The organism is Ruegeria sp. YTSC004 (genome assembly GCF_059609805.1).
The window spans coordinates 181,224-195,664 of sequence record NZ_JBXWMJ010000007.1 but is presented as its reverse complement, the minus strand read 5'-3'; the positions used below and the strand labels follow the sequence as shown (position 1 = coordinate 195,664).

The window sequence follows — 14,441 nt, the reverse complement described above, 5'->3', positions numbered from 1 at the left end:
TTTTTTGCTTGTTCAGGCAAAATCCGCTCTTAAAGCGTGAACGACGGCCGCAATAAGCCCAAATTTTGGAACATATTGATTCGCAACAAAAACGGCCCCGCGCGTCTGCACGGGGCCGTAAACTCGGCTGAAAATCCAACCTGAGCTTAGTCGCCGGATTTCAGCGCTGCACCCAGGATATCGCCCAGCGATGCGCCCGAGTCGGAAGAACCGTACTGTTCCACGGCCTCTTTCTCTTCGGCGATCTCACGTGCCTTGATCGACAGACCCAGACGGCGAGTCTTGCTGTCGACATTTGTGACGCGGACATCGATCTTGTCGTTAACCGAGAAACGCTCGGGGCGCTGCTCTGCACGATCACGCGACAGGTCGGAACGACGGATGAAGGACTTCATGCCTTCGTATTCCACCTCGATGCCGCCATCTTCGATCGCAGTGACTTCTACAGTGATGATCGAACCGCGCTTCACGCCGCCAACGGCTTCTGCGAACTTGTCACCACCCAGGGCTTTGATCGACAGCGAGATACGCTCTTTTTCCACGTCAACTTCCGAGACAACGGCCGAAACCATGTCGCCTTTGCGGTAGTTCTGGATCGCATCTTCGCCACGTTCGTCCCACGACAGGTCGGACAGGTGAACCATGCCATCGATGTCGCCTTCGAGGCCAATGAACAGACCAAATTCGGTGATGTTCTTGACTTCGCCTTCGACTTCGGTGCCCTCGGGGTGTGTTTCTGCAAACACTTCCCACGGGTTGCGCATGGTCTGCTTCAGGCCCAGAGATACGCGACGCTTGGCACCGTCGATTTCCAGAACCATGACGTCGACTTCCTGGCTGGTCGAAACGATCTTGCCGGGGTGGACGTTTTTCTTGGTCCAGGACATCTCGGACACGTGCACCAGACCTTCGACACCGGCTTCCAGCTCGACGAACGCGCCGTAGTCGGTGATGTTGGTGACGCGACCCTGATGGACCGAGCCCAGCGGGTATTTCGCAGCAACCAGATCCCATGGATCTTCCTGCAGCTGCTTCATGCCCAAGCTGATGCGGTGGGTCTCTTTGTTGATCTTGATGACCTGAACCTTGATGGTTTCGCCGATCGTCAGGATCTCGGACGGGTGGTTCACACGGCGCCATGCCATGTCGGTGACGTGCAGCAGGCCGTCAACGCCGCCCAGGTCAACAAACGCACCGTATTCGGTGATGTTCTTGACCACGCCTTCGACGGTCTGACCTTCGGTCAGGTTGCCAATGACTTCGGCACGCTGTTCGGCACGCGATTCTTCCAGGATAGCGCGGCGCGACACAACGATGTTGCCACGGCGGCGGTCCATTTTCAGAATCTGGAACGGCTGCTTCAGACCCATCAGCGGGCCAGCGTCGCGCACGGGGCGAACGTCAACCTGCGAGCCGGGCAGGAACGCAACTGCGCCACCCAGATCGACGGTGAAGCCACCTTTGACGCGACCAAAGATTGCACCTTCGACGCGCTGGTCGTCGGCATATGCTTTTTCCAGACGGTCCCATGCCTCTTCACGGCGGGCCATCTCGCGCGAGATGACAGCTTCGCCACGGGCGTTCTCTGCGGCGCGCAGGTAGACTTCTACCTCGTCACCAACAGCGATTTCAGGAGCTTCGCCGGGATTCGCGAATTCTTTCAGATCAACGCGGCCTTCCATTTTGTAGCCAACGTCGATGATGGCTTGGCCGGCTTCGATCGCCAGAACCTTGCCTTTGACAACAGAACCCTCTTCGGGCGTGTCCATTTCGAAGCTTTCGTTCAGGAGGGCTTCGAATTCCTCCATGGTTGTATCAGCCATCTGGCAGTGTTTTCCTTTACATACGTTTTTACTGGCCGAGCGGTTGTCTCCGCCGGTCTTGTTTCATGGTGTCATCGGACGTGATCCGGTGCGCCCCTGAGCAAACAAACACAAAGGGCCGAGGTGACCCGGCCCTGCTCAGTAACGTCATCCGGACGTTGACCGCCCTTGTGTTGACAGCGCGCGTATAAGCCGAATTCTCGACATGTGCAAGAGGAAAGCCTTGATATACAGGGCATCGGCCGCCGTCACACTCGGCGCGCCATGTCCCAAACGCACCCGTCCCGTTGCAACATGGACTGCTCAATCGCATTCAATCGCGAATAGGCATCATCGGGACTATGCGCGCCGCCTTCTTTATGCCAAATGCGCAGCGCCGAGGCCGGGCTCCACGGCAAACAAGCCGAGGCAAGCCACAATCGCAATTCGGCAGGCAACGCGTCATAGGCCTGCATTGGCAATCCCGTCCGCCGGCGGCGTTTGATCCGGCTGCGCAGGTTTCGGTTCTTTCTGCGGTCAGTCATTGTGCGCTCCGTTCATCGGCGCGCACGTACCTAGACTGTCGGGTGTCAACGGATATCGTCATGCTCGCTCGATAGTTTTGCTATGTTATTACATTAGAATAAACCATGTGCAACCACTCTCGTTAGGCGCAACTCCCGATTCCTGCGAAGAATGTCGTGTTTCGAACAGCAAAGTCTGCGCCACTTGCGAAGCTTTGAATAAGTTGGAGGATCTCATGCGTCAAGACCTGAACTTTCTCGTCATCATTTCAGACGAACACCGCAAAGACGCAATGGGATGCGCTGGCCATCCGATTGTCAAAACGCCCAATCTGGATGCACTGGCCGCGCGCGGAACGATGTTTGAGTCCGCCTACACGCCTTCGCCCATGTGCGTACCCACACGGGCGGCGCTAGCGACCGGAGACTGGGTTCACACGACAGGAAACTGGGACAGCGCAACACCCTATGACGGACATCCGCGCAGCTGGATGAGGCAGGTGCGCGACGCCGGGCGCGAGGTCGTCTCTATTGGAAAACTGCATTTCAGGTCCAACCAAGACGACAATGGCTTCTCGGAGGAAATCCTGCCGATGCACGTGGTTGGAGGTGTCGGCTGGGCCGTTGGGCTTTTGCGCGAAAACCCACCAGACTATGATTCGGCCTCCGAGCTGGCGGGCGATGTGGGCGTCGGGTCCAGCACCTATACCGATTATGATCTGGACATTACCGCAGCAGCCGAGGCCTGGCTGGCCGATCCCGCGCGCCAAGCCAAACCCTGGGCTGCATTTGTGTCGCTGGTCAGCCCACACTACCCCCTGACCTGTCCCAAGGAATGGTACGATCTTTACGATCCAGCCCAGATGGATCTGCCCGTCGGGTATGGCAAAGGGCTGCCCGATCATGAAGAGCTGCGCAACATCGCCGCGTTCTTCAACTACGAAGATTACTTCGACGAACAGAAAATGCGCGAAGCCAAGGCGGCTTATTATGGCCTGACCTCATTGATGGATGATTGCGTGGGGCGCGTCCTGAAAGCCCTGTCCGACAGTGATCAGGCCGAAAATACGGTGGTGATCTATGTATCCGACCACGGTGACATGATGGGGGATCAGGGGTTTTGGACCAAACAGGTGATGTATGAGGCCAGTGCAGGAATTCCGATGATCGCGGCCGGCCCGGGTATCCCGTCGGGGCGACGTGTTACCACATGTACCAACCTGACCGATATCGCTGCAACCGCCCGGGATGTCTGCGGCGTCGAAGACGACGACGGCAACGCGGGTCAACCCGGCTTGTCTCTGATCGGATTGGCTAATGCGCCGGACGACCTCGATCGGACCGGTTTCAGCGAATACCACGATGGTGGGTCAAAAACCGGCAGTTTCATGGTGCGATGGGGCGAATGGAAATACGTCTATTATGTCGGACAGCCCCCGCAATTGTTCGACCTGTCAACCGATCCTCAAGAACAGACCAACCGCGCGCTGGATCGGGTAAATGACCCGCAGGTTCAGACTGCGCTGGTCGAAGGGGAACGCCGCCTGCGCGAAATCTGTGACCCCGAAGAGGTAAACGCCCGCGCCTTTGCCGACCAGCGAAAGAAAATCGAAGACCTGGGCGGAGAAGAAGCCTGCCGCACGGCCTTTGTCTTCAATCACACGCCGGCCCCGTCCGAGCAGGAAAAGCTGCGTAAAGGACCCGCGCTTTAACGCAGGTATTTTGCATTTCTCCAGTGGGTCCTCGGTCCGCGCAGCGCAGTTCAATGCTGCCACCACCGCAAAGCTGCGCGGAGCGCTAGGACCTTCTAGAACAGTTGCAGGTCCTTCTTGCCGCTTTGGATTTCGGCAAGGTTCGGCATGTTCTGGATTGCCACGGGTGCAAGTTGTTCGCCCGGCATCGCGACGGTCGGTTGCATCGCAGCCGCCATACCAAAGGCTGGCGGTTGCTCCAGCTCTCCTCGGATATCGCGCAGCAGTGTTTTGTGATCCGGCATCGCCTTGAGGATCTGCGCAAGATCCACCTTCGCGCCCTTCCACCACTGGAACCAAATCGGTTTCTTCAACGGCCGCAGACGATCACGGATGCCAGTCCCATAGCCGGTCTCATAGACCTGCTTGCCCAAAAGAACCGTCTGATAAACGCGGAAATTAAACAGTGTGGCAAATTCGACATCGTGTTCCATGGGCAGGCGGTGCTGCCACAATTCCAGGTTTTCGGCCAAACGATCCGGTATCTTCATCTCTGTGCGCGCATCGATCCAATATTGATCATCCGTGCGGTTGCCCAGGCGATAGTGCAGACAGATGAAATCCAGGACCTCGTCATACATCTTGTTCATTTGCCGGTTATATCTTGCCCGCAGCGATGGTTCGATATCGCGTGTAGGTAGGTGTTCTGCGAACCAGCGCACCGCATGATCAACCATATGGATTGCAGTACTTTCCAACGGTTCAATGAACCCGCCGGACAAACCGATGGCCAGACAGTTCTTGACCCAGGCATTGCGCACGCGCCCGATGCGCATTGGAATCACACGCGGTGTCAAACCTTTTCCGCTGTCGCCTAGCCATTCAAGATATTCATCGGCCGCCTGATCATCCGTGCGATGCGCCGATGAATACACATAGCCTGTGCCCACACGGTTGTAGAGCGGAACCCGCCACGTCCACCCCGCACCCAGTGCGGTAGAGCGTGTGACGCTTTCGATTTTCTCTGGGTCGGGATGTTCGATCTGCAACGCCATGGCACGGTCGTTGGGCAGGTAATCCGAGTAATCCATAAACGGCTCACCCAGTGCTTTGTTGATGATCAAACCTCGGAACCCGGTGCAATCTATGACCATCTCGATGTCGTGGCGGCCCTTACGCTCTAACATCAGATGGCTGACATTGCCCTGTTCATCCAGCTCAACCGTCTGCACCTCATCCTGAATGTGCTCCACCCCGCGCTTGGTGCAGACCTTGGTCAGCATGCCTGCAAACTTCACAGCGTCCAGATGATATGCATAGCCAAACCGTTGCTCGAACTCGGGCTGACCCAGCGGTCGTCCGCCCTTGCACAGGCGGGCCAGATCGTCATGCGGCGAGATGGATTGTGTAAAATCCCTATCGCCGTTGCCAAAGCGTAAGAAATACTCGGCGGCTTCCAATCCTTCCAACAACTGACCGTGGGCAAAAGGGTTCACGTAATCGATGCGATTGCCTTTTGCGTCCTTGTTCCAATTGCAGAACTTCACACCCAGCTTGAACGACGCATTGGTCTCGCGGAAGAAATCCCGCTCGGAAATGCCCGCTTGGCGCAGCGTGACCGGCATGCGCGGCACCGTGGCCTCACCTACGCCAACCGTGGCGATATTGGGGCTTTCGATCAGGCAGATGCGCGGACGATCCTTGGGGGCCGAGGTGCGTGAAAACACCATGTCCAGTATCAGCGCGGTCATCCAACCCGCCGTGCCACCACCCACGATAGTGATCTTACGCAAACGATTATTCATATTGTTCTGTCCCTGTTGGCTTGAGGGATTTTTTGGCTGCTTCCCCTTTTTGTTTTTGAGGATTGTATGGCAGCCTTCCCTTCTGGCATGGGCAAAGCATAGCAGGTTTCCTGCGTCCAGCTAGGGTCTAGCGCGCCCTGACCTGAATGTACTTTCCTTCTTTCGGCAAAGCGACGCTCGGTCACGGCACGCTGCCCCGGCCAGTACACATAACCGCGATGCGTTAAAGGCAAACCGGGCCGCCGATGGACCGCAGCTTCTGCGCGGCAACTTGAAATCAGAGCAAACGCAATTCCCGGGCGCGTGTCAGATTTCCTCACCTTTTTTCAGAAGCTCTTCGATCAGATCGCGCTGCAAATCCTGGCTGTCGCCCCCTCCGAATTCCGCCGCGCCACCGGTGTACAAGGTGCCATAAGTCTTGGCGATATTCACTGTCTGGGCCAGCCCCGAGATCAGTTGGTTCTTGTCCAGCCGGGATAGCGGATGGATGTACGCAGCCCACAAGATACCATTCGCGAGCGCGTAACGCGCGTCTAGCGTACTGTCAAAATTCGCCTGCATCACGCGTTCAAGGTCAGCGGGCGACAAATCTTCGGCGCTGCCAATCGCGACCATGGCCCGCATCCGATCCGCATTGATATCCGTAACGACCAGCACCGTTACGTCCCCAACCTTCAGCTCAAACCCCGGTCCAAACGGTTTCGCGTCAGGATCGAGCGCAAAGATGATCTTTCCCAACCGCTCATACGTCATCGGGGGTTCCGGCTCAGCCGTCTCTTGAGCGAATGCACTTCCGGCAAGGAAAATCATCAATAAGGCTAGTCGGATCATGGCATCACTCCTGCAGGCTATAGGCCGACAATAGGGTCGAGGCACAGACCTGACCAAACAAAGCTTGGTGAACAGTATTTCGAAGGCACCGACAGCTTTGAACGATCTGCAAGATACTCAGGGCTTTCTGCGATAGCTCGTTCAGAACCTAGTTCCTAGCTTTGGTTCAGCGGCTGGCAGACCTGCTGGCCGGACGCTGAACCGGAAAGGAAACACAAATGAAATCTCTCGTTCTTATCACCCTGATCGCCACATTGCCCCTGATCGCAGCCCCGGCCTTTGCTGCGGATGAGATCAACGTATCAAACGGTATTTCTGCCGCCGGTGCGCCGCTTGCCGCGCATGGGGTCGATCTGGTGACTCTCGTTAACGACGGCAACCCGGTCGATGGCTTTGCCACCCACTCGGCCACTTATGACGGCGCATCTTATTACTTCACCAGCGCCGCCAACCGCGAAGCGTTCGAGGCCAACCCGGCGGCCTACCTGCCACAACATGGCGGGTTCTGTTCGTTCGGCGTTTCTGTCGGCAAAAAATTCGACGGCGATCCGGATCAATACCTTGTGGCTGACGGAAAGCTGTATCTGTTCCTGAACGCAGATACTCGCGCGGCGTTCCTTGAAGATGTCTCTGCCACATCTGAAACCGCGGACAATCAGTGGTCCAAGATCAAAAGCATCGCGGTCGGAGAGCTGTAATCTAATAGCCAAAGGCCCGCGAAGTTACGATTTTGCGGGCCTTGCCTTCTCGATGATCTCGACAGCCTTTGCTAAGGCAGCTTCGATGCTCAGATCTGACGTGTCCAGCAAGACTGCATCCTCTGCTGGCTTCATGGGCGCGGTGCTGCGTTCCGTATCCCGCGCGTCGCGTTCTTTTACGTCCGACAGCACCTGTTCGCGCGTGATATCACTGCCCTTCGCGCTGAGCTCAAGAAAACGACGCTCAGCCCGAACTTCGGGGCTGGCGGTGACGAACAGTTTCACCTCGGCCTCGGGACAAATTACCGTACCGATGTCGCGACCGTCCAGCACAGCGCCCCCACTGCGGCGTGCGAAAGCGCGCTGGAAGTCAACCAACGCGGCCCGAACCTCGGGGATTACAGCTACTTTTGAGGCCGCCTGCGCGATCTCGGCCGTGCGCAAATCGCCCTGCTCCAACTCTTCGGGGGTCAGAGCTTGTGCTGCCGCAATCGGCTCCAGTCCCTGCAAAGTCCGCCTGCCGACCGCGCGGTACAAAAGCCCGGTGTCCAGATGCGCGAACCCAAATTGCGCCGCAACCGCCTTTGAGATCGTGCCCTTCCCTGCCGCAGCTGGCCCATCAATGGCGATAGTGAATTGTGAATCCGACATCAAACCTACCGATTATTTCGTTGCAGTTTCGCACCCAACTTGGCCATCAAAGGTTCAAAAATCGGGAACGACGTCGCGATCGGGCCCGCGTCGTCGACGGTTACACCCTTTTTGGCCCCCATCCCCAAAATCATGAACGACATGGCGATCCGGTGGTCCAGAAAGCTTTCGCAGGTGCCGCCACCGGGGACGTTGCCGATGCCCAGCCCTTCAACCGACCACCATTCATCACCTTCTTCGACAGTTACACCATTGGCGCGCAGGCCCCGAGCCATTGCGTCGATCCGGTCGCTTTCCTTTACGCGCAGTTCTTTTACGCCGCCCATCATCGTGACGCCGGTGGCATTTGCCGCAATCACGGACAAAACCGGGTATTCATCAATCATCGAGGCCGCGCGTTCGGGTGGAACATCGATCCCCTTCATATTCGGCGAGTACTTTGCGCGCAGATCGGCGACAGGTTCGCCGCCCTCTTCGCGCTCATTCTCATAGGCCAGGTCTGCACCCATCTCGCGCAGCGTGGTGAACAACCCCGCACGGGTGGGGTTCAGGCCGATGCCCGGCACCAAAACGTCCGACCCCGGCGTGAGCAACGCAGCGCAGACCGGAAAGGCCGCGCTGGACGGATCGCGCGGAACGGCGATGACCTGCGGTTTCAACTCGGGGCGACCGGTCAGAGTGATCACCCGGCCCTCATCAGTGTCCTCAACGGTGATTTCCGCGCCAAAGCCTGCCAGCATACGCTCGGAATGGTCACGTGTGGCTTCTTTCTCGATCACAACGGTTTTGCCGGGAGCATTGAGGCCAGCCAGAAGCACTGCAGATTTCACCTGGGCCGAAGGCACGGGCACCTCGTAGCGCACCGGAGTGGAGTCAGCCGCGCCAACGATCGTCATGGGCAAGCGCCCCCCTGAACGGCCCACCGATTGCGTTCCGAACAAAGCCAGCGGATCTGTGACCCGCGCCATGGGGCGTTTGTTCAGGCTCGCGTCGCCCGTAAAAGTCGCCGAAATCGGACAGGTCGCCATCGCGCCCATAATCAAGCGAACACCGGTGCCCGAGTTGCCGCAATCGATCACCTGATCGGGTTCGGCAAAGCCACCGACGCCCACACCATGCACAGTCCATTCACCGCCGCCATGGTCAGTAACCTCGGCCCCGAAGGCGCGCATGGCCTTGGCGGTGTCCAGAACATCTTCGCCTTCCAACAGGCCCGAGATCCGGGTCTCGCCCACGGCCATCGCGCCCAGAATCAACGACCGATGCGAGATTGACTTGTCACCGGGCACCTCTGCCGTTCCGGTCAGCGGGCCGCAAGGATGCGAGGTCATCGGGATGGGCGTGCCGTGTCCGGACATGGGGGCTCCTGTTTTCGCTATCAGTTCAAGGCGGATTAGCGAATTGGGGCCGGTTGGTCCAGCCGCAATCAGTCTTTGCGGCGGAAGGTCAGGTAGTGTGGCGTACGGCCTTCACGCAGGGCTTTTTGTTCATAGCGGGTGGAAATCCAGTCATCCCACGGCTCGCGCCAGTCGGCAGGGCGCTCGGCCAGCCATTCGAACCCGGCGCGTGGCACCTCTTCCAACGTCTGGCGCACATAGTCGGGAATGTCGGTAGCAACGCGGAAAATAGACCCCGGCTTCAGGGCGCGGGCCAAAGGCTCCAGATGTTCCTGCGTCACGAAACGGCGACGGTGGTGCCGCGTTTTGGGCCAAGGGTCGGGATAAAGTAAAAAAGCGCGTGAGATGCTGGCCTCGGGCAGAACATCGAACAGATCGCGCACATCGCCTGGATGCACCGCCAGATTTTCGACCCCGGCCTGACGAATCTTACCCAACAGCATAGCGACTCCGTTGATATACGGTTCGGCCCCAATAATGCCGGTATCGGGGTTGCTGGCAGCCTGGTGCACAAGATGCTCACCCCCACCAAAGCCGACCTCAAGCCAGACGTCCCTGCCATCGAACAGAGCGTTCAGATCCAGCGGATGGCGTTCGGGATTGGTTTCCCAATCCACCGCACCCGGTGACAGTGCATCAAGGTCTTCGTTCAGATACGTCTTTTGGCTGGGCTTCAGGGTTTTCCCTTTGAAGCGGCCATAGAAGTTTCTGCGCGGGCGTTGTGGGGTCTGGGTGCTCATGGCGGTGGCCATACTGCGACACCGAGGTTGGTTCAAGAGGGGCGTAGTAATCACCGGCCAACAAAAAAAAGCGCGCCGATGTCGGCGCGCTTTGATAATTCGGATCAGACGGCCGCTTTCAGCGCATCGGCCAGATCGGTCCGTTCCCAGCTAAAACCGCCATCCGCCTCGGGTTCGCGGCCAAAGTGGCCGTAAGCCGCCGTGCGCTGATAGATAGGTTTGTTCATCTGCAGGTGCTGCCGGATGCCGCGCGGGGTCAGATCCATGACCTGACCGACAGCCTTTTCGATTTCTGCGTCCGGGATTTCACCAGTGCCGTGAGTGTCGGCGTAGATCGACAGCGGCTTGGAAACGCCGATCGCATAGCTTAGTTGGATCGTGCAGCGTTCTGCCATTCCGGCAGCCACAACGTTCTTGGCCAGATAACGCGCGGCATACGCAGCCGAACGGTCCACCTTGGTCGGATCCTTGCCCGAGAACGCGCCACCGCCGTGCGGCGCTGCGCCACCATAGGTGTCTACGATGATTTTGCGCCCAGTCAGACCTGCGTCACCATCCGGGCCACCGATCACGAATTTGCCCGTGGGATTCACGTGCCACTCGGTATCGTTGCTCAACCAACCTTCAGGCAGGGTTTCACGGATATAGGGCTCTACAATCGCGCGAATGTCGGCCGAAGTCAGCGCTTCGTCCAGGTGCTGTGTCGACAACACGATCGAGCTGACACCCACAGGTTTGCCGTCACGGTAAATGACCGACAATTGCGACTTGGCATCAGGGCCCAATGCGGGCTCGCTGCCATTCTTGCGCACTTCGGCAAGACGGCGCAGGATCGCGTGCGAATACTGGATTGGGGCCGGCATCAGCGCAGGCGTTTCAGTGGTCGCATAACCGAACATGATGCCCTGGTCACCGGCACCTTCGTCCTTGTCTGCCGCTGCATCCACACCTTGGGCGATGTGCGCGGACTGTTCGTGCAGCAGGTTCGTCACCTCGACGGTTTCGTGGTGAAATTTGTCCTGCTCGTATCCGATGTCTTTGATACAGGCGCGCGCAATCTCGTCGATGCGGCCCATGTAATCGTGCAGCTTTTCCTGATCAGACAGACCAACTTCGCCACCGATGACGACCCGGTCGGTCGTAGCAAAGGTTTCGCACGCCACGCGCGCTTCGGGTTCTTCATTCAGAAATGCGTCAAGTACGGCATCGGAAATCCGGTCGCAAACCTTGTCCGGGTGCCCTTCGGAAACAGACTCCGAAGTAAATGTGTAGTTCTGTCGGGACATGAAAGTGCTCCATTAAGATTATCCCATCACGTCAGGAAGCCGTTGTAATGAGCATGCAACGGGATACGCATCAAGAAACACAGCGTCAATCCGAAAATACTATTGCTGTTCTCTGGCGTTGCGCCAAAACAGCGCGAAAAACGCCAACAGCGCGACAAATACCGGTGCATCACCCAACCGGGCGTACACAGTCGGGGCCAGCGCCTTGGGCAATGTCGCATCGAGAAAACCGGCCTGCCCCAGAGGTAAGGCCCTGGTAATACGACCCAGCGGGTCAATCATCGCTGACACTCCGGTATTGGCCGACCGCATCATCGGCAACCCTTGCTCGATGGCGCGCATCTGAGCTTGTGCCAGATGCTGATACGGCCCCGAGCGCGTTCCGAACCATGCATCATTGGTGATCTGCAGCAAAAAATCGGCACGACCCGGTGCAGACAAGACGTCCTGAGTAAAGACTGCCTCATAGCAGATAAGTGGCAGGGCTTTCCCAAGCTTGCCAGCGTCCATCAGCGAAGCACCCGGTCCGGCACTAAAGCCATTGCCAGTAGTGGCAGCCATTCCGTAAACTCCGAACTGGGCCAACATGTCGCCAAATGGCACATATTCGCCAAAGGGTGCCAGATGATGCTTGTCATAAAGCCCCTGCTGCCGGCCATCTTCATCCAGATAGATCATCGAATTGTAGATGCGCGGGCCGTCTCCTCTCTGAATTCCCAGAAATACGGGCGTCCCCTGCGCGGCGTCGGCGATTGCGGTCAGATAAGGCTGCGCGCTTCCCAGCCATGCAGGAATCGAGGTTTCCGGCCAGACAATCAAATCCGGTCGCGGGGCCGCCGCTGTGAACTCTAGTTGACGGGCAAAAAACAGCGGGGCGTAATCCGGATCCCATTTCTGATGCTGGGGCGCATTTGGTTGAATGAGGCGAACAGCATTGTCAGTGTCCGTAACAACCGGGCGCGACATGGCATAAATCAATGCGAAACACGCGGTTCCAACGGTCAGGACTGACGGAACCACATAGCCATCGCGCCGCGACAGCGCGGCCCCGAGCGGCAAAGTCGCCAGCAAAGTCACCGCGCCCAGCCCATATGGCCCGAACAGAGACAATAGCTGCGCGACCTGTGTATTCACCCAGACCTGCGCCAGCCCCGCCCAGGGAAACCCCGTCAGGACATACCCTCGGGCAAATTCCAGCAGTGAGATTGAAATCGCCAGAAACACGGCCTGTGATACGCCATCGCTGTCGGGACGCCGCACCAGCCAAAAAGCAAGCGCCCAAAACAACGCGAGGCCGCCTGCCATGAATGTCAGGGCAAAGGGCGCCATCCATCCGTGACGCTGGACATCAACTAGGAACGGCTCGACAATCCAACTGAGCGCATGCGCAAAATACCCGGTCGCAAAGGCCCAGCCCAACCACGCCGCCCTCGCCCGCGTCTCAGTCGTAAGAAACAGAGGCGACAGCAGGATCAGTGCGATCACTGTTGCCGGCCAAATGCCGAACGGAGCAAGCCCAAACGCCGCGACCGCGCCCAGCAGAGCTGCGGATATTAACCGCAACCAAAACGGCCAGCCCTGTGCAGGGTTCATTCAACGCGATCCGGCAACATGACACGCAGACGTTTGATCCGGCGCGGGTCGGCGTCAATCACCTCGAACTCAGGACCTTCGGGATGCAATACGACCTCGCCCCGTGCTGGGACGCGACCAGATAGCATGAAGACCAATCCGCCCAAGGTGTCGATCTCTTCCTCGTCCACGTCTTCGTGACTTGTCAGAGAACGCCCGATCTCGGCCTCGAACTCTTCCAACGGAACGCGGGCTTGCACGACGTAGTAGCCGGGCTTTTCCTGTATCCAAAGTTGGCCTTCGTCGGCATCGTGCTCATCCGCAATCTCACCGACCACCTGTTCGATCAGATCCTCGATCGACACCAGACCATCAACACCGCCGTATTCGTCAATCACCAGCGCCATATGGCGGCGTTCGGTCTGCATCTTCGTCAACAACACGCCAATAGGCATCGACGGCGGCACAAACAGCAAAGTGCGCAGCATCGAGACCAGATCAAACTCTGACCCCGTGCCGTTAAATCCGTGCGTAAGCGCAAAATCCTTCAGGTGTACAAACCCCAAAGGCGTATCAAGCGTTCCCTCATAGACGGGGATACGGGACAGGCCGCTGTCGCGGAAAACCTGAGCCAGTTCATCCTTGCTGATTGTCGAGGGCACGGACACGATTTCCGCCGTGGGAATAGCCACATCTTCGACCCGCATTCGCCGCAGGTTGATCATGCCGCGAGGCTGAACCATGTCGACCTCATATCCATTGGTTGCGCTGACCTCTTCGTCGCTCTGCGGCGAGAACGCGTCCACTATTCGAGAAAAGAAGCCAGCTTTTTCGCTGGCATTTTCACCGCTGTCCTTCGGTTGCGCGCTCTGCGCCGCCATAGAACTGCCGTCTGTATCGCCCATAATCCTGTTCCAAATGATCGGCCAATGCGGCCACTATTACATACTATATGGGTCATCTATACCCATTTTGCCAAGTATCTCGACCTCGACCCCTTCCATCAAAGTGGCGTCGGGGTCACGGATGTGGTCATAGCCCAGCAAGTGCAACACTCCGTGAATGATCAGATGCGTGACGTGATCGTCCATGGTTTTGCTGGCGTCGGCTGCTTCACGGGCGCAAGTATCGAAAGATATCGCAATGTCGCCCAGCGCGATTTCGCCTGTAAAGTCTGGCGTGGGTCGGGCAGGCCTCTGCCCCGCTTCATCAGCGGCCAGATCTTCGGCTGGCCAACTCAGCACATTGGTCGGCGTGGGCTTATCCCTAAATTCCGCGTTCAGGTCAGCAATTCGCGCATCATCGCAGGCCAGCAGACTGATTTCGCACAGCTCGGCGTCCAGATCGCAAAAGTCCAAAACTGCCTTTATCGCGCGCGCGGCCAACGGTTCAAGCTGTTGCCAGCGCGCATCTTCGATCGTCACTTCCAGGTTCATCTCACCGT

At 57.9% G+C, this 14,441-nt stretch carries 13 protein-coding genes and 1 riboswitch; of the genes, 2 read left to right on the top strand and 11 right to left on the bottom strand.

Going from position 1 to position 14,441, the window contains the following annotated elements:
* Positions 1 to 146: 146 nt before the first annotated feature.
* Both rpsA and AC2FFP_RS14305 read right to left on the bottom strand, forming a co-directional pair.
* Entirely contained in the window at positions 147 to 1,823 is a 1,677-nt protein-coding gene (rpsA, locus tag AC2FFP_RS14310) for a 30S ribosomal protein S1 (RefSeq protein WP_496844471.1), read from the bottom strand.
* 248 nt (positions 1,824 to 2,071) lie between these two features.
* The gene (locus AC2FFP_RS14305; RefSeq protein ID WP_496844470.1) at positions 2,072 to 2,347 is read right to left on the bottom strand and encodes a DUF6525 family protein; all 276 of its coding nucleotides are present in this window, start codon (positions 2,345 to 2,347) and stop codon (positions 2,072 to 2,074) included.
* A gap of 215 nt (positions 2,348 to 2,562) precedes the next feature.
* On the opposite strand from AC2FFP_RS14305, the gene AC2FFP_RS14300 reads away from it, so the two are divergent.
* Positions 2,563 to 4,038 carry a sulfatase family protein gene (locus AC2FFP_RS14300; RefSeq protein WP_496881183.1) on the top strand — a complete coding sequence of 492 codons (1,476 nt, stop codon included), beginning with the start codon at positions 2,563 to 2,565 and terminating at the stop codon, positions 4,036 to 4,038.
* A gap of 95 nt (positions 4,039 to 4,133) precedes the next feature.
* On the opposite strand, the gene AC2FFP_RS14295 is transcribed toward AC2FFP_RS14300, so the two are convergent.
* Both AC2FFP_RS14295 and AC2FFP_RS14290 read right to left on the bottom strand, forming a co-directional pair.
* Entirely contained in the window at positions 4,134 to 5,822 is a 1,689-nt protein-coding gene (locus AC2FFP_RS14295) for a tryptophan halogenase family protein (RefSeq protein ID WP_496844468.1), read from the bottom strand.
* A 306-nt stretch (positions 5,823 to 6,128) separates the two neighbouring features.
* Positions 6,129 to 6,653 (bottom strand): hypothetical protein, encoded by a 525-nt coding sequence (locus tag AC2FFP_RS14290; protein WP_496881182.1) that lies wholly within the window; start codon positions 6,651 to 6,653, stop codon positions 6,129 to 6,131.
* Between the two features lie 218 nt (positions 6,654 to 6,871).
* On the opposite strand from AC2FFP_RS14290, the gene AC2FFP_RS14285 reads away from it, so the two are divergent.
* A complete protein-coding gene (locus tag AC2FFP_RS14285; RefSeq protein WP_496844466.1) occupies positions 6,872 to 7,351 on the top strand; it encodes a YHS domain-containing (seleno)protein in 480 nt (159 codons plus the stop codon).
* A gap of 24 nt (positions 7,352 to 7,375) precedes the next feature.
* Here the strand turns inward: AC2FFP_RS14285 and cmk are convergent, their stop codons facing one another.
* The 7 genes from cmk to ybeY all read right to left on the bottom strand — a co-directional run bounded on the left by cmk (position 7,376) and on the right by ybeY (position 14,433).
* The gene (cmk, locus tag AC2FFP_RS14280) at positions 7,376 to 8,002 is read right to left on the bottom strand and encodes a (d)CMP kinase (protein ID WP_496844465.1); all 627 of its coding nucleotides are present in this window, start codon (positions 8,000 to 8,002) and stop codon (positions 7,376 to 7,378) included.
* 5 nt (positions 8,003 to 8,007) lie between these two features.
* Entirely contained in the window at positions 8,008 to 9,360 is a 1,353-nt protein-coding gene (aroA, locus tag AC2FFP_RS14275) for a 3-phosphoshikimate 1-carboxyvinyltransferase (protein WP_496844464.1), read from the bottom strand.
* Positions 9,361 to 9,428: 68 nt separating this feature from the next.
* Positions 9,429 to 10,139, bottom strand: a complete 711-nt coding sequence (gene trmB / locus AC2FFP_RS14270; protein ID WP_496767110.1) for a tRNA (guanine(46)-N(7))-methyltransferase TrmB — start codon at positions 10,137 to 10,139, stop codon at positions 9,429 to 9,431.
* A gap of 104 nt (positions 10,140 to 10,243) precedes the next feature.
* Complete coding sequence (metK, locus tag AC2FFP_RS14265) at positions 10,244 to 11,425, bottom strand: methionine adenosyltransferase (RefSeq protein WP_496767111.1); 1,182 nt, start codon at positions 11,423 to 11,425, stop codon at positions 10,244 to 10,246.
* A 5-nt stretch (positions 11,426 to 11,430) separates the two neighbouring features.
* A riboswitch (SAM-SAH riboswitch) is annotated at positions 11,431 to 11,479 on the bottom strand.
* 45 nt (positions 11,480 to 11,524) lie between these two features.
* A complete protein-coding gene (lnt, locus tag AC2FFP_RS14260) occupies positions 11,525 to 13,018 on the bottom strand; it encodes an apolipoprotein N-acyltransferase (RefSeq protein WP_496844463.1) in 1,494 nt (497 codons plus the stop codon).
* Positions 13,015 to 13,902, bottom strand: coding sequence for a hemolysin family protein (locus AC2FFP_RS14255; protein ID WP_496881181.1), 888 nt, complete (start codon positions 13,900 to 13,902; stop codon positions 13,015 to 13,017). The genes lnt and AC2FFP_RS14255 overlap by 4 nt, the downstream gene beginning before the upstream one ends.
* A 36-nt stretch (positions 13,903 to 13,938) precedes the next feature.
* Positions 13,939 to 14,433, bottom strand: a complete 495-nt coding sequence (gene ybeY, locus AC2FFP_RS14250) for an rRNA maturation RNase YbeY (protein ID WP_496767114.1) — start codon at positions 14,431 to 14,433, stop codon at positions 13,939 to 13,941.
* Between the last annotated feature and the right edge of the window lie 8 nt (positions 14,434 to 14,441).